An 18,286-nucleotide genomic window follows, 5' to 3' on the forward strand; every position below is an offset into this window, starting at 1 on the left:
ATGCCAAACACACCAACCTTGCGGTCATGTGTGTGGAGTGGAACGCCCCAAGGGCTCGCCGCACACATCCGCGCTGAATCAATCCACATCACCTTGGGGGACAGGCACCTCCTGAACGGGCTGGACGTCACCGTCTCCGCCGGCTCACGTCTGGCGATCGTCGGGGACAACGGTCGTGGCAAGACCACCTTGCTTCACATTTTGGCCGGGCTCCTGACCCCTGACTCGGGAGTAGTGACCCAGATGGGTTCCCGCGTCTTGGTTAAGCAGGACATGTCTGCCGAGGGTAACCGCACCGTCGGCGACCTCATCGCCGAAGCGACTGCTCCCTCTAGGTCTGCGCTCGAGGCCCTTGACGTCGCGAGCGCTGCACTCGCCGCGGGTGACGACGCGGCCGATGCCTATTCCGCAGCGCTCGAGACCGCCACGCTACTGGACGCCTGGGACGCAGAAAGGCGGGTGGACATCGCACTGGCAGGCCTTGACGCCTGCAGCGACCGCGCTCGCATCCTGTCGACCTTGTCGGTCGGACAACGTTACCGGGTCCGGCTCGCCGTCGCACTTGGATCGACCCCCGACCTGCTCCTGTTGGATGAGCCCACCAACCACCTGGATGCTGAAGGACTGTCTTTTCTAACCGAGCAACTGCGTGACCACCCTGGTGGCCTGGCTCTGGTCAGTCACGACCGCGCGCTGCTGCATGATGTGGCGACGACCTTCCTGGATCTCGACCCGACCCGAGATGGTGTCCCGCGAACCTACTCGGGCGGCTACAAAGGCTGGATTGAAGGCCGCCGACGAGAACGCCTCAAGTGGGAACAGGATCACGCCGCCCAGGTTGCCCGACACGAGGAACTGACACGCGCTGCAGCCGAGGCGCGCTCCCGCCTGTCCCAGGGTGGATGGAGACCTGAAAAGGGCACAGGCAAGCACCAACGCGCCACACGCGCTGCTGGAGTGGTCCAAGCCTTCAACCGACGTATCGAAGACCTGAAAAGTCATGAAATCGGCGTCCCGGCGCCGCCACTGCGTCTTGCGTGGCCCGCCTCGGCAACCCGTGCCGGACAGAGCATCATGAACGCCACCCAGGTTACTGTGAAGGACCGATTGGACGCTCCGGTTTCGGTCGACGTGAACGGCGGTGACCGGTTGGTGGTCACCGGACCGAACGGCACGGGAAAATCCACCCTGTTGGCACTTGTCGCAGGGCGGCTGGCCCCCACCACGGGACATGTGCGAGTTAATCCGAGAGCGCGCATCGCTCTGCTGTCCCAAGAGGTCCCCGACTGGGACCGCTCCAGCCCCGCACACGAGGTCTATGAGGCGTACCTGACGAAGCTAGGCCGTCGAGCTCAGGCGCCGTCCCTCGGCTCGCTCGGGCTGCTGGAAGCCTCCGCAACCGGCACGCCGGTGGGGCGCTTGTCGCAAGGACAGCAACGCCGTCTCCACCTGGCCATGTGTCTGGCCCAGGATCCAGACCTGCTGCTCCTGGACGAGCCCACCAATCATCTGTCCTCGATCCTCGTTGATGACATCACCACCGAGCTGCTGCAGACCTCCTGCGCGGTGATCGTTGCCACGCATGACCGGCAGATGCTCCACGACCTGGCCGACTGGCCCCACCTGAACCTTGACCTGAAGGACATGCCATGAACCCGCTTCACCCCTTGACCATCACCACGTACCGTCAGCTGTTCGCAGCGATGGTGCTGACCATCTTCGCCCAGGGTGCCTGGGCCCTCTACCTTGCCATGCAGACCCTCGACCTGGGCGCCACGCCAGCCACCCTGTCGGGTGTCGTAGTCTGGAGCGGCATTGGCCTGCTTGCAGGATCCCTCCCAGCTGGCGTAATTGCAGACCGGATCCCCAATAAGTCCGTCATCGTGGGCGTGCTCACCCTGAACCTCGCTATCGCGACCGCTACGTCCACGGCAGCAATCCTCGACATTGTTACCTTCTGGATGCTCGCGGTTTCCGCGTTCATTATTGGCACTTCAACCGCCTTCTTCTTCCCCGCCTACACGGCGCTGGTGCCAGTCCTGGTGGACGGTGACGACTTAATGGCCGTCAACGGCCTCGAAGGTGCCGCCCGCCCGTTGGTCGGACAGGCAATTGCGCCCGCCGCCGTCGGAGCGGTCATCGGTGCCAGCATGCCCGCCGCTGGCGGATACCTCATCGCAGCAGCACTCGGACTTGCCCTGCTTGCGGCTCTGCAGCTTCCCGCCCCCACCCGCGCCGAGCCCGAGACCGACGGTGCGGAAGACTCACTGATCACCGACCTGCTCGACGGCTTCCGCTACGTTTCCCGCACACGTTGGGTCCGCTCCAGTGTCCTGTTCGCGGCCGTAATGGGACTGGTAGTGACTGGACCACTCGAAGTCCTCCTACCTGCCCTCATGCGCTCATCGCATGACAACGGACCTGCACTCTACGGCACCGTCCTGGCTGCCCTCGGCGCGGGCGGGGTGGTGGGTTCTCTGCTAGCTGGGTCGTGGCGCACACCGGAACGCTTCCTGCCGGCCATGGTCGGTGCCTGGGTGATCGGATGCCTGCCCCTGTCCATCCCGGCGCTCACCAGCAATTCGTGGGCCATCGGCGCAGGCCTCGCGTTCTACGGGGCGCTGATCGGGATCGGAATGGTCATCTGGGGAGCAGTACTCCAAGAACACGTCCCCTTGGAGATGCTCGGCCGGGTCGCCAGCCTCGACTTCTTTATATCCATCGCCTTCATGCCTCTGTCCATCGCTCTCACCGGACTCCTCAGCCGCCACATCGACATCAGAACTCTGTTTATCGCCGCCGGACTAGTGCCACTGGCCACGGGAGCACTCCTCGCAGCCCTGGGACAACTCAAGATGCCGCAGAAGACGCTTGTCGAGGCAGGAGAGGATTAATGCATGCCAACGCCATCCTCACACCTCGCCACCGCTCGGAGGTCGCCCAACTCCTCGTCGACGACGGATGGCCGATTAGCGAGGTCGCTGCCCGCTTCCAGGTCTCATGGCCGACCGTATCCTCTCGTCTTGCCATTTCAACCGGCTGACTCGCGTCGGCCGCGCTACGAGCATGACCACCCCGGAGCAAGCCCTACGACCCGTGGATAGGCACGGTCTACGTCCACGCCGTCATCGACGACTACTTCTGCCTCGTCTACGCCGAGATTCACGATGGCGAAACCGCAATCACCGCCACCGCGGTCCTGGTGGGGTTGGCGAGTGATTCAACGCCCACCGGTATACTTCCGAAGCCGAACGCCGCGGTGAGCTCGACGCCTGGCTGCATTACTACAACCGGCATCGTCCCCACACTGCGTGTGGAGACCAGCCGCCGTTTTCACGTTTGACTTACCGCTCCGGTTAGTTCAGCTAGTCCTAGGCGATGCGACGGCCCGTTTCTGGATCGAAGCGGTGCGCCTCGCGTGGGTTGAAGGTCAGTACCACCGCTTCACCCCGCTGCGGTGGGGTACCTTCGGCGCGGGCAACTAGACGATTGTCGCCAACGGTGACGTAGACATAAGACTCCGCGCCGAGTTCTTCCACGATGTCTACGACGCCCTGGAAGCCCACTGGGCCCTTATTGATGAACATCTTTTCCGGGCGCACGCCCACGCGGGAGCCGTTGTAATCAAAGATATTCATCGCCGGCGAGCCGATGAACCCGGCGACGAATTCGTTCGCGGGGGCGTCGTAAAGCTCGCGCGGCGGGGCTACCTGCTGCAGCTCGCCGTCCTTGAGCACCGCCACGCGGTCGCCCATGGTCATAGCCTCCACCTGGTCGTGGGTGACATACACCGTCGTCGTGCCCAGGCGCTGCTGGAGGCTGGCCAGCTCCGCGCGGGTCTGTACGCGCAACTTGGCATCCAGGTTGGACAGCGGCTCATCCATAAGAAAGGCCTTCGGCTCGCGGACAATGGCCCGGCCCATGGCCACGCGCTGGCGCTGACCGCCGGACAGATCCTTGGGTTTGCGCTTGAGATACTCGGTCAGGCCGAGCGTTTCTGCCGCCTCGTGCACCTTGGCTTTGATCTCGGATTTGGGAAGCTTTGCCAGCTTCAGGGCAAAGCCCATGTTTTCTTCCACCGTCAGGTGCGGGTAGAGGGCATAGTTCTGGAAGACCATGGCGATATCGCGATCGCCTGGTTCCAGGTTGGTCACGTCCTTGCCGTCGATGGTGATGCGGCCGCTGGAGGTAGGTTCCAGGCCCGCCAGCGCGCGTAGCGTTGTGGACTTGCCGCAGCCCGATGGACCAACGAGGACTAGGAATTCGCCGTCCGCGATATCGAGGTCCAAGTCTTTTACCGTGGGCGCGCTCGCGCCGGGGTAGGTGATGTTGACCTTTTCAAAAGTGACCTTTGCCATGCGCAACACACTAGCACCATTGGCGGCCGGTATCCTTGAAGCTTATGACAGCACTTGATTTGGAACGCATTCGCACCGCGCTGGCGGACGATTTCACCACCATCGATTTCGTGGAAAAGACCGGCTCCACCAATACCGATTTGATGCAGGCCACCAACGTTGCGGATGGCACCGTGCTGCTTGCCGACGAACAACTTTCCGGCAAGGGTCGCCTCGGCCGCACTTGGACCGCGCCGGCCGGCTCCCAGGTCATCTTCTCCGTGCTCTTGCTGCCGGAATCCCTCGAGCACCTGGGCACACTGCCGCTGGCCGCGGGCCTCGCGGTGACCGATTCGATCGAGGGCACCGTGCTGAAGTGGCCAAACGACGTGCATATCGACGGCAATAAGCTGTGTGGCATCCTTGCCGAGGCCGGTCCCGTGGGCCAAGCCTTCAAGGCCGCGCCAAAGACCGAGCTCACCAAGGTGGAGGTAGGCAAGGCTGAAGTTAACAAGGCGGAGGTTAATAAGGCCGAAGTAAATAAGGCAGTAGGTGGCGCCGCACCATCCGCGCGCGTCGTCGTGGGCATGGGCATCAACGTCACCCTGACTCGTGAGGAACTACCGATTGAAAAGGCCACCTCGCTCGCACTCGAGGGCCGCGATACGGACCGCACCGAGCTGGCCATTACCGTGCTGAAGAACCTGCGCCGTCGCATCGTGCAGTGGGAGAACCAAGATCCGCAGCTTCTTCGTGACTACCGTGCGGTCTGCTCCTCGCTCGGCCAGGAGGTACGCTTAGAGACCCCGTCCGGCGATGTCACCGGGCACGTTGATGAAATCGGCGAAGACGGCCGCATCATGGTCGCCGGCGAGTACTATTCCGCAGGTGATGTCACGCACCTGCGCCCACAGCAGTAAATCACCACAGTAGACACGCGAGGTAGCATCCATAGTTATGGGACTAATGAAGATGGGCCAAGGTGAGGTCAAGCGCGCGGATGTCTCCGCGCCGTTTCGCGCGCTGATTTTCCCCTTCCTCGAGCTCATCCTCATCACCGGCCTGCTGTGGATCGCCATCGGCTGGTGCGATGTCCAAGCAGTAGACCCGATGCTGCGCAACGGCCTCGTCGCGGTATGGGCGCTGCTGGGAATCTGGCGCTTTGTCATTCCTCTTTATAAGGCCCGCCGGAAGCGCTTCATCGTGACTAATAGGCGCGTCATCGCGCGCGAGGGCCGCAATATCGATTCGATTCCGCTGCAGGATATCCGCGGCGCCCGCAAGCGCCGGGGCGGGGTATCCCTAGCAATTCACGGCTGGGACCGGGCCATGTATTTTCCCAACGTGGCCAAGCCCAAGCGCGTGGCCGAGATTATTAATGATCGCCCTTGGTTTTAACCTCGGTGGTGTGCAGCTGGCTATCCAGATCCTCGGGGGAGAGGTTGGCGCGGCTGAATTCTTGCGTCAGCGGCAGTCGCAGCTCTAGGTCGGAGGCGGGGCAGAGCTCAACCGTTGCCTTATCCACTACGTAGTCCAGCACGTGGCCGCCGGAGGTGCGGGCGGCGTCGATAAAGTGCACGTGGCAGCCGGGTACCGAGATTCCCTTTTCATAGACGGGGGTGCGGAAGCCGCCGATGACGCCCTCGACGTCCTTAAAGTGCAGCTCCTTATCGCCGCCCACGGCCTCAGACATTGGCGGGTAGGGCTTTTCTTGTTTGACCACCGTGCGGGTGGTGACCTCTTTGAACGTGCCCAGGATGCGCACCGCGTACATGTAGTTAGCGGAAGGCTCGAGCTTATCGATGAACGCGGAGAGCTGATCGCGGCGCAGGCCCGCGGGGGCGTCGGCAGTAATGCGCGGGACAAAGTTCGTGGCCACCGCGTAGGGGGTGCGCTGGTCCAAGTCTGCAATCTGCGCGGAGCCATCGCCACGCAGCTGGTAGCAGGTGCCATCCAAAATGATCATCTCTCCGTCGAGGCCATCAAAGGTGCCGAGGCCAAAATTGCCTTTACCTAGCAGTTCCGAAATGGTCATTTCACCGTCATAAATGCCGTCCAGCAAAGCGGTCATGAGGGAATTTTGGAAGATGGTATGACGAGTGAACATAGTATCCAGGCTAGTATTGGGGGCGTGAGTGACTTAAAGCCTATTGTAACTGTTTGTGGCGACGGTCAGCTGGCTCGCATGATGCAGCCGGCCGCCGCGGAACTCGATATTCACCTGCGGATTCTGGCCAGCAAGCCGGACTCCTCCGCCGCGCAGGTCACCCCAGACGTGGTGCTGGGGGATTACACCTCCTTGGAGGAGCTGCGCGGCGTGGCAGAGGGCGCGGATGCCATTACCTTCGAGCATGAGCATGTGCCCAACGAGCACTCTGCCGCGCTTATCGACGCCGGATTTAACGTCCAGCCCCAGCCCACCGCCCTTATCTATGCGCAGGATAAGCTCAAGATGCGCGAAAAGCTCGCCGCGCTGGGCGCTCCCGTGCCGCGCTTTGCCGCCATCGACTCGGTGGCCGATGCCCGCGCCTTTTTCGACGCCGTCGATGGCCGCGTGTGTCTCAAGGCCCGCCGCGGTGGTTATGACGGCAAGGGCGTATGGTTCCCCACCGCTGATAATTGCTTTGAGCTGGTCGCCGAGCTGCTCGAGGCCGGAACCCCGCTGATGGCAGAGGAAAAGGTGGAACTTACCCGCGAGCTTTCCATCTTGGTCGCCCGCCGTCCTTCCGGCGAGGCCAAGGTGTGGCCGATTACCCAGTCCCGCCAGGAAAACGGCATCTGCGCCGAGGCCATTGCCCCCGCCCCTGGCCTTACACCGGAACTTTCCCAGCGCGCGTCCGAGCTGGGCCTGGCCATCGCCGAGTCCCTCGGCGTGACCGGCATGCTGGCCGTCGAACTCTTTGCTTTCGACGGCCCCGAAGGCGAGGATATCTCCGTCAACGAACTGGCCATGCGCCCGCATAACACCGGCCACTGGACCCAGGATGGCTGCGTGACCTCTCAATTTGAGCAGCACCTGCGCGCCGTGCTCGACCTCTCCTTGGGCGCAGTCGACGTGCTTGCCCCCGTCACCGTGATGGCCAATGTTTTGGGCGCTGACGAAGATCCCGCCATGCCTATGCCGGAGCGCGTACGCGAGGTCATGCAGCGCTACCCGCAGGCCAAGATTCACCTCTACGGCAAGGATCACCGCCCTGGCCGCAAGATTGGCCACGTCAACGTCACCGGTGAAGATACCGACGAGACCCTGACCATCGCCCGCCAGGCCGCGCACTTCCTCGTGCACGCCGAATGGGCTTAAATTCCTTCCTGTAGAAAGGACACTATGCAACCGCACGTAGGCATCATCATGGGCTCCGATTCCGATTGGTCCACCGTTGAACCCGCCGCTCAGGTCCTCGCGGACTTTGGCATCCCCTTCGAGGTCGGCGTGGTCAGCGCCCACCGCACCCCGGAAAAGATGCTGGCCTATGCCAAGGAAGCCCATACCCGCGGGTTGAAGGCGATTATCGCTTGCGCCGGCGGTGCCGCGCACCTTCCCGGCATGGTCGCCGCGGCCACGCCGCTGCCGGTCATCGGTATCCCCCGCGCACTAAAGGATCTCGATGGCCTCGACTCCCTCCTGTCCATCGTGCAGATGCCCAGCGGCGTGCCGGTAGCCACCGTCTCCATCGGCGGTGCGAAGAACGCCGGCCTGCTCGCCGCCCGCATCCTCGGCGCTGGCGACCCCGCCATCCAAGACAAGATGGTGGACTACCAAAAGCAGATGGCCGAGGAAGTCGAGCAGAAGGATAAGAACCTGCGCGACAAGCTGCTAGGAGAGTAGCTCTCCGGTCTAAGGCCAAACAAAACAAGCACGTTTTAGCCAAAACTACGTAGTTTTTCGGCAGAACGTGTTTGTTTTTGTCTCCTATTCTCTAGCGAAGTTCTCGTCGCTCTTCGCCAACATGCAAAACAAGCACGATCGGGCAAAATTTGCGGAGGAAAAGGATAAAACGTGCTTGCTTTGCATCGTTGTAGCCTGCGGCGTGAGGAAGCGTGCTTTAAGCTTTCGGGCAGGGGAATAATGCTCAAAGGGGGAAGCATGGAAGAAGTACTGGTTTCAGGCCTAAGCAGGGGAGAGCTTAATACTCATGTAGCGAATGGAAAGATAATCCGAATCGGCCGCGGGATTTATACGTGGCGGGAACCGACTCCCATGGAGGTAGCTCGCATCCTGCACAAGCGGTGGCCTGGAATCATGCTTGCAGGAAGCTCTGCGGTGCAGCTGTACTCCAAGAAGGCGATGACCTTTCCTCTGAAATTTGCCTACAAGCATGTCGTGAGTGGTTCGCAGTGGTTTGAAGCCGAGCCAATTTACGGCTAGCGCCCTTCAATTTCTTCCGTGACCTGCTCAAAAGAGAAGCGTTCGCCGGTATCGGCGGCGCGGGCTTGGCGGAGGGCTTCAGCATCTGCGGCGGCTTCGAGGCGGTCAAGGAAAGCTAGTTCCTGAGGCGAAATGATAACTGCGGCTTCCTTACCGTTGCGGGTGACAACGGTGCGGGTGCCTGCGTAGTGGGCTTGGTCAATGACCTGGCCTAAGCGGGTGCGGAGTTCGGAAAGTGGCAAAGACAATGAAAGCTCCTAATACATCAAAGTACTACTAGTACTAAGTTAGCAAAGAGTACAACTTTTTAAGAGGTCATGGACTACAACATCGCGTTTACGCGGCAGGCTAAGCGAGAGTTACAAAAAATCCATCAGGGAAACCGAAAGCAATATCAACGGATTAAGCGCGCGATCGGTGGACTGGCTAAAGACCCATATCCACCGGGATCTATCGCTTTGTCCGGCAGGAGTGGCCGAAGAATAAGGGTGGGAAATTACCGCGTGCTGTACTCCGTTGAGGAGCAAGAAGTGCTGGTGGAAGTGTTTACCGTAGGGGCACGCGGAAACGTCTATAAGCGCTAGAAGGGCACGCCGGAGCGCAGGATGACATTGGCAAACGGCGTGGTGGAACCGGTGCGCACGACAAAGGAGGCGCGGGCGACCTCGCGCTTGAGGTCGTCGTGGGAGACCTCGGTGACCGGGACCGCGGGAAGCAGGGAGCGCACCTCGGGCGGGGTGGTATCGGCGATGGTGGCGGCTTCGACCACGACCTCATCGAGGAGGGCCGCCAGGGTATCGGCAAAGGTGGGGATGCCGAAGGTCAGCGTGAGGTCGATGACGGGCACAGCGTGGGGGATGGGCAGGCCGCAATCGGCGATAACGAAGGTATCGGTGTGGCCCAAGCGGGCGACGGCGCTGGTGAGCGCGGGATTGAGCAGGCCGGACCTACGCATCGGTGACCTCCGGCAGGGCGGATTCGGTGGTGGGGTAGGACGGCTGTGCGCCGTTGCCGGTGGCGGCGAAGGCGCCGACGCGGGCGGCGAAAGTGGCGGCATCGACAAGCGAGGCACCGGTGAGCAGCTGGGCGCAGAAGGCACCCGCGAAGGCATCGCCGGCGCCGGTGGTATCCACGGCGGTCACGCGCGGGGTGGGGATATCCGTGCCGCTCTCCGGGGTGGCCACGTAGGCGCCGTGGGCGCCGAGGGTCAGCACGACGGACCGGAAGCCGGCCTCTACTAGGCGGTGGGCGAGCTCGCGCGGGGCGCCTTCAGACGGTAGACCGAGCTGGTCCAAGATGAGCCCGGCCTCGTGTTCATTGGCCAGCAAAGGATTGGCTTGCAGGAGCGAATCGCGGTCGACCTCGACCACGGGCGCGAGGTTAACCACCACTCGGCCTTGGGCCGCCTCGACCGCGGCCTGGAAACCGGAGGCGGGGATTTCACCTTGGAGGAGGACCACGTCGGCGTCGGCGATGGTGGAGGCGCGGGAGGAGACAAAGGGGGCGTCGACAAGCGCGTTGGCACCGGGGGAGATGACGATGGTGTTCTCGCCATCGGCTGAGACAGTAATGACGGCGAGGCCGGTGTTGGTATCGGCCTGCTCCACGGCGCTCAGATCGATGCCGGAGGTGCGCATGTAGTGCATGGCGGGCTCGGCATAGGGATCTGAGCCGACCGCGCCCACGAAGGCCACGGTAGCGCCCAGCTGTGCGGCCGCGACAGCCTGGTTAGCGCCCTTGCCCCCGGCCAAGATGTCGCCGCCAGAGCCCAGGAGGGTCTCGCCGGGCTGTGGGTGGCGCTCGGCGTGCACGATGAGATCGGCATTGATGGAACCGACGACGGTTAGCTTGCTCATTGGAAATCCTCCACATTGTCGCGGGTGACGGTGATGACCTCGACGGGAACGCTTTTCTCCGCCGCGCCACCGTGCAGGAGCGCTGCGGCTTGTTCGATGGCGCGGGCACCGAGCTCTGCGGGCTGCTGGGCGATGGTAGCTTCCAGCTTGCCATCTTTGACCGCTTTGAGGCCATCGAAGGTGCCATCAAATGCCACCACCTTGACCTCAGATCCAGCGCGCGAGCCCAAAGCTTCGACCGCGCCGAGCGCCATTTCATCGTTCTCTGCAAAGATGGCCTTGATATCCGGGTTGGCCTGCAGCAAGTTGGTGGCGACGTTGAGTCCTTCCGTGCGGTCGAAATTCGCCGATTGCTTGCCGACGACCCGAATGTCCCCGTACTTCGCAATCTGCTCTTCAAAGCCCTTGCCGCGCTCGCGCGAGGCGGAGGTACCAGCGGTGCCCTGCAGGATGAGGATATCGCCCTTTTCCCCGATGGCTTCAGCGAGCTTATCCGCCGCTTGCGCGCCACCGGCGACGTTATCGGACGCCACCATGGAATCCAGCTCTACGCCGTTGACATCGCGATCCACGCCGATGACGGGCACGCCGTCATTTTTGATGCCGCGAACCGCTGGGGCAACGGCATCGGAATCGGTGGGGTTGACCACGACTACCTTGGCGCCCATGGAGGTGGCATTGCCCAGCTGATTGACCTGCTGGGCGGGGTCATCGGAGGCGTCTTGGATGTCTAGCGGAACGCCGAGTTCCTTGGCCTTATCCTGTGCGCCGTGGCGCAGTTCGACGAAGAAGGGGTTGGTCTGCGTGGAGAGCGCTAGCGTGATGCGGTTGCGGTCTTCCTCCGAGCGGTTGCAGGAGGCAAGGCCTAGCGCGAGGGCGGGTACGAGGAGGGTGGCGATGAGTTTTTTCATGGCGGGTGCTCCTTAGTTGGCCGTCTTATTGCGGATGACGTCGAAGCCGACGGCCAGCGCGATGACCAGGCCGATAACGATTTGCTGCCAGAAGGAGGAGACGTTGAGCAGGTTCAAGCCATTGCGGATGACCGCTAGCAAGATCGCGCCGACCAGCGTGCCGGTGGCCTTGCCTTGGCCACCGGAGAGCGAGGCGCCACCGATGACGACGGCCGCAATAGCATCGAGCTCATAGCCGGTGCCGGCCTGTGGCTGTGCGGATTCGAGGCGGCCGGCCATGACCATGCCGGCCCAGGCGGCGAAGAAACCGGAGAGTGCGAAGACAGCGATCTGAATACGCTTGACCGGCAGGCCCGAGAGGCGGGCGGCCTCCAGATTGCCGCCGATGGCGTACATGGAACGGCCGAGCACCGTGCGCTCCAGAATGAACCAACAGATGAGCCCGGCGATGACCATCATGATGATGGGCACGGGGAAGCCGGCGATATCGCCGCCAAAGGCATTGACGGACGGGGCAGTCTCAATTGGCGAGCCCTGGGAGATCACCAGGGTGAGGCCGCGGGCGATGGACATCATGGCCAGCGTCGCGATGAAGGAAGGGATCTTGCCCCACGCGGTGGCCATTCCGCAGATGGCGCCGGCCAGCGCGCCCACGAAAAGGCCCAGGAGCAGAGTGAGCCAGCCAGGCAGTCCCGCGGTGGAGAACATATAGGCGGAGACCATGGCGCCGAGCGCGGCGACTGAGCCCACCGAGAGGTCGATGCCGGCGGTGACAATGACAAAGGTCATGCCGAAGGCCAAGATGGCCACCGTCGCGGCTTGGATGCCGATATTGAGCAGGTTCGCCACGGTAAGGAAATACGGCGTAGCGATAAACAGCGCGATGCACAGGGCAATGAGGCCGACGAGCGCGCCATTATTCATCGCCCAGTTAACTACTCGATTCTTGGTCATGCTTCATCCTTGGGGTTAGTGCCGGCAGGCGCGGCAGCAGAGGCAGAGGTAGAAGAGGTCACATTGGATACGGCAAAGGCCATGACCTCGTCCTGGGTGGAGTCCTTAGGTAGCTGGCCGGCGAGTTGGCCGCCGGACATGACGAGGATGCGGTCGGACATACCGAGCACCTCAGGTAGATCGGAGGAGGCCATGAGCACGGCGCCGCCGGCAGCGGTGACTTCATTGATGATGTTGTAAATCTCCACCTTGGCGCCGACGTCGACGCCGCGGGTGGGCTCATCGAGGAGGAGGACCTTGGAACCGGCCAGTACCCAGCGGCCAAAGACAGCCTTTTGTTGGTTGCCGCCGGATAGGTTCCGGATGGGCTGGGAGAGATCAGCCATGCGGATGCGCAGCTTCTCCGCTACGTCACCGGCGCGGCGGCGTTGGCCGCTGCGGTCTGCAAGCCCCGCCTTAGCGGTGGGGTAGAGGGTGGCGAATCCGAGGTTATCGCCCACGGAGGCATCTAGAACTAGCGCTTGGGATTTGCGGTCTTCGGGGATATGGCCCACGCCGGCGCGGATGGCAGCACGAATATCGCCGCTGCGCAGCTGCGTGCCGCCGACACGGATGGTGCCGGAATCGTAGGGGTCGGCGCCTGCGATGGCGCGAATGATTTCGGTGCGGCCGGCGCCCACGAGCCCGGCCAGGCCGACGACTTCGCCGGCATGGACGGTGAAGGTGACGTCGTGAAAGGCGCCGTCGGCAGTCAGCTCGGAGACCTCCAGCAGGGCCTCACCGCGCTCAGGAGGAACCTCGCGCGGGTACTGGTTTTCAATCTCGCGGCCGACCATGAGGCGCACCAGCTCGTCTTCGTCCGTATCGGCTGGGACCTCGGCGATGAAAGAGCCATCGCGCAGCACGCTGATGGTCTCCGCGATGCGCGCCAGCTCCTCCAGGTGGTGGCTGATAAAGACCATGGCCACGCCCTTGGCCTTGAGTTCCTCGAGCACGGCAAAGAGCGCATCAACCTCCTTGCCGGTGAGCGCGGCCGTGGGCTCATCCAAGATGAGAATGCGCGCGTTCATAGACAGCGCCTTGGCGATTTCCACGAGCTGCTGTTTGGCCACGCCCAGCTCACCCACCGGCATGTCTAGGTCCACGTCCAAGCCGATAAGGTGCAGTGCCGCTTGGGCTTGTGCCTTGAGATGCTTGCGATTGACCAACCCGAAGCGGCGTGGGGTGCGCCCGAGCATGATGTTCTCGGCCACCGACATGGTGGGCACAAGGTTGAGCTCCTGGTGAATGGTGGCGATGCCCAGTGCCTCAGAGGCCTTGGTATCTGGGATCTTCACCTCTGTGCCATCTACCAGGATGCGGCCGAAATCTGGTTCGTGAACGCCGGCAATCATCTTGATGAGGGTGGACTTGCCGGCGCCGTTTTCACCCAGCAAGGCCTGGACCTGGCCGCGGCGGACGGTGAGGTCTACACCCTTAATGACCTCCACCGGGCCGAAGGATTTGGTGACATTGTCCAGGCGCAAAACGCAATCACTCATGGCGTGGCTCCATCGAGTTGGTGGGCGGTGGACATGCGTGGGATGTAGCGGGTTTCTAGCACCTCGCCTTCCGGTTGGTGCTTATCATTGATGGCCGCGATGAGCTTGGCCGTGGCGGTCTCGCCCATTCTGGCCACGTCCTGGTCAACCACCGAGATAGGGGAGGGCTGGAAGCGCAGGTAGATGAAATCATCGAAGCCGACGAGCGCGATTTCTTCTCCGATGCGCTTGCCCGCATTATGGCAGGCCTCCAGCGCGCCGGCCGTCATCATGGAATCGCCGGCAATGAGCGCGGTGACGCCTTCTTGCAGGAGTGCGAGGGCTCCTTTATAGCCCTCACGGTGGCGGTAGCTGCCGTGGTGGATATGGGTAGGCATGCCGCGGGTGGCGGTCTTGAAAGCTTGCAGGCGCTGGCGGCCGGTGGAGGTTTCCTGCGGCCCGGAAAGATAGCCGATGTGCGTGTGCCCCTTCTCTTTGAGCTGTTCCACGGCTTGTTTCATACCCGTGTGGGGGTCTGATAGGACTGCTGGAATCTGGCCCAGGGCGCGGTCAATGAGCACGAGCGGGCGGTAAGCGCGCGCCTGCTCGAGCGCTTCTTCGGCGCCTTCGAGAGGTACCGCGATAATGCCGTCTACCTGGCGTTCCATCAGGGCATCGAGGGCTTTGACTAAGCGCTGCGGATCCTCGCCACAACTGGTAATCATCGTAGCGAGTCCCTGCTTATCGGCGGCTTCTTCAATGGCTGCGGCCATTGCGGCGAAGTAGGCATTGTCTAGGCTGGGGATGACCAAGCCGATGGCGTTAGATCGGGAGCTGCGCAAAGCTCGGGCTTGGGCATTGGGCCTATAGTTGAGCTTGATGGCCGTGTCCTTGACGCGTTGGCGCGTGGACTCCGAGATGGCTGGGTTGCCCGAGAGCGAACGGGACGCGGTGGAAATGGATACTCCAGCAGCAGCGGCCACGTCCTTGAGGGTGGTTCCGGCCATGCTGTCCTCCTTGGTTTAGGCTAGTGAGCCGGCTTCCGGCCCTCCTGAGTGCAATCGATTGCACATTTGAGATAAAGGTACGGCTATTTCCATCTTCCTGTCAAGAGCTGGCAAGTCTATGCTGGTATCCATGTCTGACCCGCTCCTTGTTTTGGGCTCCCGCGTAACCCACGGCTACCCCGGCGCCATGCTGCGCTCGCGCCTAGACAAGGCATTGGCGCTCTATAGCGGGCAGCAGATTATTGTCTCGGGCCGTGGTGAGGCGGGGCCCATGGCTACATACCTCAGTGAGCGCGGTGTGCCGGCCGAGCGGGTAGTGGTGGAGCCGGAAGCAACGAGCACTAATGAAAATCTAGAGAATGCCCACCGCTTGGCCCCGGATGCTGTATTGCACGTGGTGACCAGTGATTTTCATATCCTGCGCACCGCGTTGTGGGCCTGGCACCTCGGCATTGCCGTGCGCCTGCATCCCGCGCGCACCCCGTGGCGGTTGATGCCGCGCAATTACCTGCGCGAAGTCCTAGCCACACCACACTCCGCAGCGCGAATAGTGTGGCGGCGGATGCGGGGATAGCGCTCCTGCCCCGGTGTGGCGGCTCGCGGCCCATAGGTGTCTCCAGCCCCGAAAGAGGTTAACAAGCGGTTAACTCTACCGCGGTGAGCAGCAGAAATAGAAGGTATTCGCGGGTAGTTATGCAAACGATTGACCTGTGCTTTGCCGTACTCCTAGGCTAATTCCAACGAAAGTTATAGCCAGAAAGGTCTTTGTTATGACCAGTGGAGCAGCGCTTGGTCCTGACGCTGACTACCCCAGCGTCGCACTTGCCCATGGCGATTATGCGGCCGAGATTGGTCTATTCGGCGGTGCACTCAAAGCGCTGACCTATCGCGGCGCGCCCTTGGTAGAAAGCTACGAAGGCAAGCCGCCGCTGATGGCCGGAGTGGTGCTGGCGCCGTGGCCGAATCGCACCGAGGATGGCTGGTTTGAATGGCAGGGGACCGGACACCAGTTGGAGATCGACGAACCGGAGCGCAATAACGCCATCCATGGATTCGCGGTGGATTGGTGGCACGTCAAGGAACGCTCGGACAACCGGGTGGCTCTTGCCTTTGATATTGAGCCGCGCCAGGGCTGGCCGTGGGCGATTCAACTAGAGGCCACCTATACCCTCGATGAGCAGGGATTGCACCACCAGCTCACCGCCCGCACCGCGGAACCCGGCGAGGTTCCCTTCGCCTATGGGCTGCACCTTTACCTCTCCCCACAGGGAGCTGGGGCGGAGGAAGCGGTGCTCAGTGTGGACGTCGGCAAGCGCTATCTGCTCGACGCCCGCAACCTGCCTACGGGAAAGACGGAGCAGGTGCGCATTGTTAATCAACCTATCGCCGAGGTGGACTGGGACGATTGCTTCCACGGCGAAGGCCCACTGATGGCCGTGTATTCGGCCGGTGGAAAGGGCGTGCGCTTGGAGATGGGCGAAGGCCTGAACTGGGTGCAGATGTTTACCCCGGCCGATTTCCCGCGGGCAGGCGGCCCCGGCAAGGCATTGGCCGTGGAGCCGATGAGCGCGCCGCCGAATGCGCTGCGCAGCGGGGAAGACCTCGTGCGCCTGAGCGCTCAGAACCCGCAGAGATTCACGCTGCGCCTTGCAGCAGAGAACAATAACTAGAAAGGTCAGCCATGGAGACTGCTGAATCCGTATTGAGGCTCGATGCCTCCTGGGTGGACTACTTCTTGGTAGCCATCTACTTCCTCTTCGTGCTAGGCATCGGCTGGGCCGCTAAGGCCCGAGTGTCTAGCTCCATCGACTTCTTCCTCTCCGGCCGGGGATTGCCCGCCTGGGTGACCGGCCTAGCCTTCGTCTCGGCCAACCTGGGTGCGGTGGAGATCATCGGTATGTCCGCCAATGGCGTGGAGTATGGCTTCCAAACCATGCACTACTTCTGGATCGGCGCCATCCCGGCAATGGTCTTTTTGGGCATTGTGATGATGCCGTTCTACTACGGCTCCAAGGTGCGCTCGGTGCCGGAGTTTATGCGCAAGCGCTTTGGCAATGCCGCACACCTGGTGAACGCGATTTCCTTCGCCGTGGCCCAGCTGCTGATTGCCGGCGTGAACCTGTACTTGCTGGCCACCATTGTGGAGGCCTTGCTGGGCTGGCAGATGTGGGTATCGCTCCTCGTGGCCGGCCTCATCGTGCTGTCCTATATCACCCTGGGTGGCCTTTCGGCCGCCATTTATAACGAGGTCCTCCAGTTCTTCGTCATTATCGCCGCACTTGCCCCGCTGACCATCATTGGTTTGAACCGCGTTGGTGGTTGGAATGGGCTGAAGGACGCGGTGGCTCAGGACTCGCACTTCCACACGTGGCCGGGCACGGATATCTCCGGTTTTGAGAACCCAGTGTGGTCCGTCATCGGCATCGTGCTGGGCCTCGGCTTTGTGCTTTCCTTCGGTTACTGGACCACCAACTTCGTAGAGGTACAGCGCGCCATGGCTTCCGATTCCATTTCGGCCGCCCGCAAGACCCCGATCATCGGCGCCTTCCCCAAGATGTTCGTGCCCTTCCTCGTGGTCATTCCGGGCATGGTTGCCTCTGTATCCGTGGCTGATTTGATGGAGGAGCGCGCGGAGCCCAACGACGCCATCTTGCTGCTCATGCGCGACCTTCTGCCCAATGGCCTGCTGGGCGTGGCGATCGCCGGCCTGCTCGCTTCCTTCATGGCCGGCATGGCCGCGAATATCTCGGCCTTTAATACCGTCATCTCCTATGACATCTGGCAGACCTACGTGGTCAAGGACCGCGAGGATGACTACTACCTGAAGTTCGGCCGCATCGCCACGATTATCGCCACCGCTATTGCCATCTTTACCGCGCTGCTTGCGCAAAACTTTGGCAATATCATGGACTACCTGCAAACCCTGTTCGGTTTCTTCAATGCGCCGCTGTTTGCCACCTTCATTCTGGGCATGTTCTGGAAGCGCATGACCCCGCACGCCGGTTGGTCCGGTCTTGTGGCCGGTACCGCTTCCGCCATCGCTTTCTGGTACGTCGCGTCCTTCACAGACCTCATCAACCTGCCGGGCCAAGGCACGGCCTTTGTGGCGGCCGGCGTGGCCTTCGTGGTGGATATCCTGGTGTCCATCGTGGTCACCCTATTCACCCAGCCTAAGCCGGATAGCGAGCTAGTTGGCTTCGTCTCCTCCGTAACCCCCAAGGACCACTTTGAGGACTACACCGAAAAGTCCTTGCCGTGGTACCAGCAGACCGTCCCGCTGGGCATCATTTGCCTGGTGATGGCCGTAGCCCTCAACGTCATCTTCGCCTAAGGAG

20 protein-coding genes and 1 pseudogene are annotated in these 18,286 nt (G+C 62.1%); 12 read left to right on the forward strand and 9 right to left on the reverse strand.

The genetic code is table 11. From position 1 onward, the window contains the following. The 3 genes and pseudogenes from MHY22_RS08265 (at position 1) to MHY22_RS08275 (ending at position 3,360) form a co-directional block, all read left to right on the forward strand. Complete coding sequence (locus tag MHY22_RS08265) at positions 1 to 1,653, forward strand: ABC-F family ATP-binding cassette domain-containing protein (RefSeq protein WP_239278901.1); 1,653 nt, start codon at positions 1 to 3, stop codon at positions 1,651 to 1,653. After that, positions 1,650 to 2,894 carry an MFS transporter gene (locus MHY22_RS08270; protein ID WP_239228946.1) on the forward strand — a complete coding sequence of 415 codons (1,245 nt, stop codon included), beginning with the start codon at positions 1,650 to 1,652 and terminating at the stop codon, positions 2,892 to 2,894. Before MHY22_RS08265 ends, MHY22_RS08270 begins: the two co-directional genes overlap by 4 nt. Beyond that, positions 2,894 to 3,360: pseudogene (locus tag MHY22_RS08275) on the forward strand (integrase core domain-containing protein). Before MHY22_RS08270 ends, MHY22_RS08275 begins: the two are co-directional and overlap by 1 nt. An 11-nt stretch (positions 3,361 to 3,371) precedes the next feature. Here MHY22_RS08275 and MHY22_RS08280 read toward each other — a convergent pair. Continuing rightward, positions 3,372 to 4,358 carry an ABC transporter ATP-binding protein gene (locus tag MHY22_RS08280; RefSeq protein WP_239278902.1) on the reverse strand — a complete coding sequence of 329 codons (987 nt, stop codon included), beginning with the start codon at positions 4,356 to 4,358 and terminating at the stop codon, positions 3,372 to 3,374. Positions 4,359 to 4,402: 44 nt separating this feature from the next. Here MHY22_RS08280 and MHY22_RS08285 point away from each other — a divergent pair, with 44 nt between their 5' ends. Continuing rightward, positions 4,403 to 5,257, forward strand: a complete 855-nt coding sequence (locus MHY22_RS08285; protein ID WP_200435810.1) for a biotin--[acetyl-CoA-carboxylase] ligase — start codon at positions 4,403 to 4,405, stop codon at positions 5,255 to 5,257. 37 nt (positions 5,258 to 5,294) lie between these two features. After that, positions 5,295 to 5,735, forward strand: a complete 441-nt coding sequence (locus MHY22_RS08290; protein ID WP_005326709.1) for a hypothetical protein — start codon at positions 5,295 to 5,297, stop codon at positions 5,733 to 5,735. On the opposite strand, the gene budA is transcribed toward MHY22_RS08290, so the two are convergent. Beyond that, positions 5,713 to 6,444 carry an acetolactate decarboxylase gene (gene budA, locus MHY22_RS08295; protein WP_005322526.1) on the reverse strand — a complete coding sequence of 244 codons (732 nt, stop codon included), beginning with the start codon at positions 6,442 to 6,444 and terminating at the stop codon, positions 5,713 to 5,715. The genes MHY22_RS08290 and budA overlap by 23 nt on opposite strands. On the opposite strand from budA, the gene MHY22_RS08300 reads away from it, so the two are divergent. The 3 genes from MHY22_RS08300 (at position 6,430) to MHY22_RS08310 (ending at position 8,703) form a co-directional block, all read left to right on the forward strand. After that, positions 6,430 to 7,638 (forward strand): 5-(carboxyamino)imidazole ribonucleotide synthase, encoded by a 1,209-nt coding sequence (locus MHY22_RS08300; protein ID WP_200435807.1) that lies wholly within the window; start codon positions 6,430 to 6,432, stop codon positions 7,636 to 7,638. The genes budA and MHY22_RS08300 overlap by 15 nt on opposite strands. A gap of 24 nt (positions 7,639 to 7,662) precedes the next feature. Then, on the forward strand, positions 7,663 to 8,163 hold the full coding sequence (gene purE, locus MHY22_RS08305) for a 5-(carboxyamino)imidazole ribonucleotide mutase (RefSeq protein WP_239278903.1): 501 nt from the start codon (positions 7,663 to 7,665) through the stop codon (positions 8,161 to 8,163). Positions 8,164 to 8,421: 258 nt separating this feature from the next. After that, positions 8,422 to 8,703: a type IV toxin-antitoxin system AbiEi family antitoxin domain-containing protein gene (locus tag MHY22_RS08310; protein ID WP_156794294.1), complete on the forward strand. Its 282-nt coding sequence runs from the start codon at positions 8,422 to 8,424 to the stop codon at positions 8,701 to 8,703. Here the strand turns inward: MHY22_RS08310 and MHY22_RS08315 are convergent. Next, entirely contained in the window at positions 8,700 to 8,951 is a 252-nt protein-coding gene (locus MHY22_RS08315; protein ID WP_040424847.1) for a type II toxin-antitoxin system Phd/YefM family antitoxin, read from the reverse strand. The genes MHY22_RS08310 and MHY22_RS08315 overlap by 4 nt on opposite strands. A 69-nt stretch (positions 8,952 to 9,020) precedes the next feature. Here MHY22_RS08315 and MHY22_RS08320 point away from each other — a divergent pair, with 69 nt between their 5' ends. Then, positions 9,021 to 9,287 carry a type II toxin-antitoxin system RelE/ParE family toxin gene (locus MHY22_RS08320; RefSeq protein WP_005322520.1) on the forward strand — a complete coding sequence of 89 codons (267 nt, stop codon included), beginning with the start codon at positions 9,021 to 9,023 and terminating at the stop codon, positions 9,285 to 9,287. Here MHY22_RS08320 and rbsD read toward each other — a convergent pair. From rbsD to MHY22_RS08350, 6 genes are read right to left on the reverse strand one after another with little or no spacing between them, the layout of a single operon-like run. Then, entirely contained in the window at positions 9,284 to 9,658 is a 375-nt protein-coding gene (rbsD, locus tag MHY22_RS08325; RefSeq protein ID WP_239278904.1) for a D-ribose pyranase, read from the reverse strand. The two genes, MHY22_RS08320 and rbsD, sit on opposite strands and share 4 nt — an antisense overlap. Next, on the reverse strand, positions 9,651 to 10,559 hold the full coding sequence (locus MHY22_RS08330; RefSeq protein ID WP_239278905.1) for a ribokinase: 909 nt from the start codon (positions 10,557 to 10,559) through the stop codon (positions 9,651 to 9,653). Before MHY22_RS08330 ends, rbsD begins: the two co-directional genes overlap by 8 nt. Then, positions 10,556 to 11,470, reverse strand: a complete 915-nt coding sequence (locus MHY22_RS08335) for a substrate-binding domain-containing protein (protein WP_005326696.1) — start codon at positions 11,468 to 11,470, stop codon at positions 10,556 to 10,558. The genes MHY22_RS08330 and MHY22_RS08335 overlap by 4 nt, the downstream gene beginning before the upstream one ends. Positions 11,471 to 11,482: 12 nt before the next feature. Further along, the gene (locus tag MHY22_RS08340) at positions 11,483 to 12,424 is read right to left on the reverse strand and encodes an ABC transporter permease (protein WP_239234986.1); all 942 of its coding nucleotides are present in this window, start codon (positions 12,422 to 12,424) and stop codon (positions 11,483 to 11,485) included. Then, a complete protein-coding gene (locus MHY22_RS08345; RefSeq protein WP_239278907.1) occupies positions 12,421 to 13,965 on the reverse strand; it encodes a sugar ABC transporter ATP-binding protein in 1,545 nt (514 codons plus the stop codon). The genes MHY22_RS08340 and MHY22_RS08345 overlap by 4 nt, the downstream gene beginning before the upstream one ends. Then, entirely contained in the window at positions 13,962 to 14,951 is a 990-nt protein-coding gene (locus tag MHY22_RS08350) for a LacI family DNA-binding transcriptional regulator (protein ID WP_225745864.1), read from the reverse strand. Before MHY22_RS08350 ends, MHY22_RS08345 begins: the two co-directional genes overlap by 4 nt. A 130-nt stretch (positions 14,952 to 15,081) precedes the next feature. On the opposite strand from MHY22_RS08350, the gene MHY22_RS08355 reads away from it, so the two are divergent. The 3 genes from MHY22_RS08355 to MHY22_RS08365 all read left to right on the forward strand — a co-directional run bounded on the left by MHY22_RS08355 (position 15,082) and on the right by MHY22_RS08365 (position 18,282). Next, entirely contained in the window at positions 15,082 to 15,525 is a 444-nt protein-coding gene (locus MHY22_RS08355) for a YdcF family protein (protein WP_239278908.1), read from the forward strand. A 196-nt stretch (positions 15,526 to 15,721) separates the two neighbouring features. Beyond that, positions 15,722 to 16,621, forward strand: a complete 900-nt coding sequence (locus tag MHY22_RS08360; protein WP_239278909.1) for an aldose epimerase — start codon at positions 15,722 to 15,724, stop codon at positions 16,619 to 16,621. Between the two features lie 11 nt (positions 16,622 to 16,632). Next, entirely contained in the window at positions 16,633 to 18,282 is a 1,650-nt protein-coding gene (locus MHY22_RS08365; RefSeq protein WP_225745861.1) for a sodium:solute symporter family protein, read from the forward strand. Positions 18,283 to 18,286 lie beyond the last annotated feature (4 nt).

Origin of the sequence: Corynebacterium sp. ACRPO (assembly GCF_022347205.1) — a bacterium.
Taxonomy (GTDB): domain Bacteria; phylum Actinomycetota; class Actinomycetes; order Mycobacteriales; family Mycobacteriaceae; genus Corynebacterium.

Coding starts and splice junctions, on each gene's coding strand:
- MHY22_RS08330 (WP_239278905.1), bottom strand. CDS start 10,559: ATGAGCAAGCTAACCGTCGTCGGTTCCATCAATGCCGATCTCATCGTG.
- MHY22_RS08360 (WP_239278909.1), top strand. CDS start 15,722: ATGACCAGTGGAGCAGCGCTTGGTCCTGACGCTGACTACCCCAGCGTC.
- MHY22_RS08310 (WP_156794294.1), top strand. CDS start 8,422: ATGGAAGAAGTACTGGTTTCAGGCCTAAGCAGGGGAGAGCTTAATACT.
- budA (WP_005322526.1), bottom strand. CDS start 6,444: ATGTTCACTCGTCATACCATCTTCCAAAATTCCCTCATGACCGCTTTG.
- MHY22_RS08280 (WP_239278902.1), bottom strand. CDS start 4,358: ATGGCAAAGGTCACTTTTGAAAAGGTCAACATCACCTACCCCGGCGCG.
- MHY22_RS08320 (WP_005322520.1), top strand. CDS start 9,021: ATGGACTACAACATCGCGTTTACGCGGCAGGCTAAGCGAGAGTTACAA.
- MHY22_RS08340 (WP_239234986.1), bottom strand. CDS start 12,424: ATGACCAAGAATCGAGTAGTTAACTGGGCGATGAATAATGGCGCGCTC.
- MHY22_RS08335 (WP_005326696.1), bottom strand. CDS start 11,470: ATGAAAAAACTCATCGCCACCCTCCTCGTACCCGCCCTCGCGCTAGGC.
- MHY22_RS08300 (WP_200435807.1), top strand. CDS start 6,430: ATGACGAGTGAACATAGTATCCAGGCTAGTATTGGGGGCGTGAGTGAC.
- MHY22_RS08355 (WP_239278908.1), top strand. CDS start 15,082: ATGTCTGACCCGCTCCTTGTTTTGGGCTCCCGCGTAACCCACGGCTAC.
- rbsD (WP_239278904.1), bottom strand. CDS start 9,658: ATGCGTAGGTCCGGCCTGCTCAATCCCGCGCTCACCAGCGCCGTCGCC.
- MHY22_RS08345 (WP_239278907.1), bottom strand. CDS start 13,965: ATGAGTGATTGCGTTTTGCGCCTGGACAATGTCACCAAATCCTTCGGC.
- MHY22_RS08285 (WP_200435810.1), top strand. CDS start 4,403: ATGACAGCACTTGATTTGGAACGCATTCGCACCGCGCTGGCGGACGAT.
- MHY22_RS08350 (WP_225745864.1), bottom strand. CDS start 14,951: ATGGCCGGAACCACCCTCAAGGACGTGGCCGCTGCTGCTGGAGTATCC.
- purE (WP_239278903.1), top strand. CDS start 7,663: ATGCAACCGCACGTAGGCATCATCATGGGCTCCGATTCCGATTGGTCC.
- MHY22_RS08290 (WP_005326709.1), top strand. CDS start 5,295: ATGGGACTAATGAAGATGGGCCAAGGTGAGGTCAAGCGCGCGGATGTC.
- MHY22_RS08270 (WP_239228946.1), top strand. CDS start 1,650: ATGAACCCGCTTCACCCCTTGACCATCACCACGTACCGTCAGCTGTTC.
- MHY22_RS08265 (WP_239278901.1), top strand. CDS start 1: ATGCCAAACACACCAACCTTGCGGTCATGTGTGTGGAGTGGAACGCCC.
- MHY22_RS08365 (WP_225745861.1), top strand. CDS start 16,633: ATGGAGACTGCTGAATCCGTATTGAGGCTCGATGCCTCCTGGGTGGAC.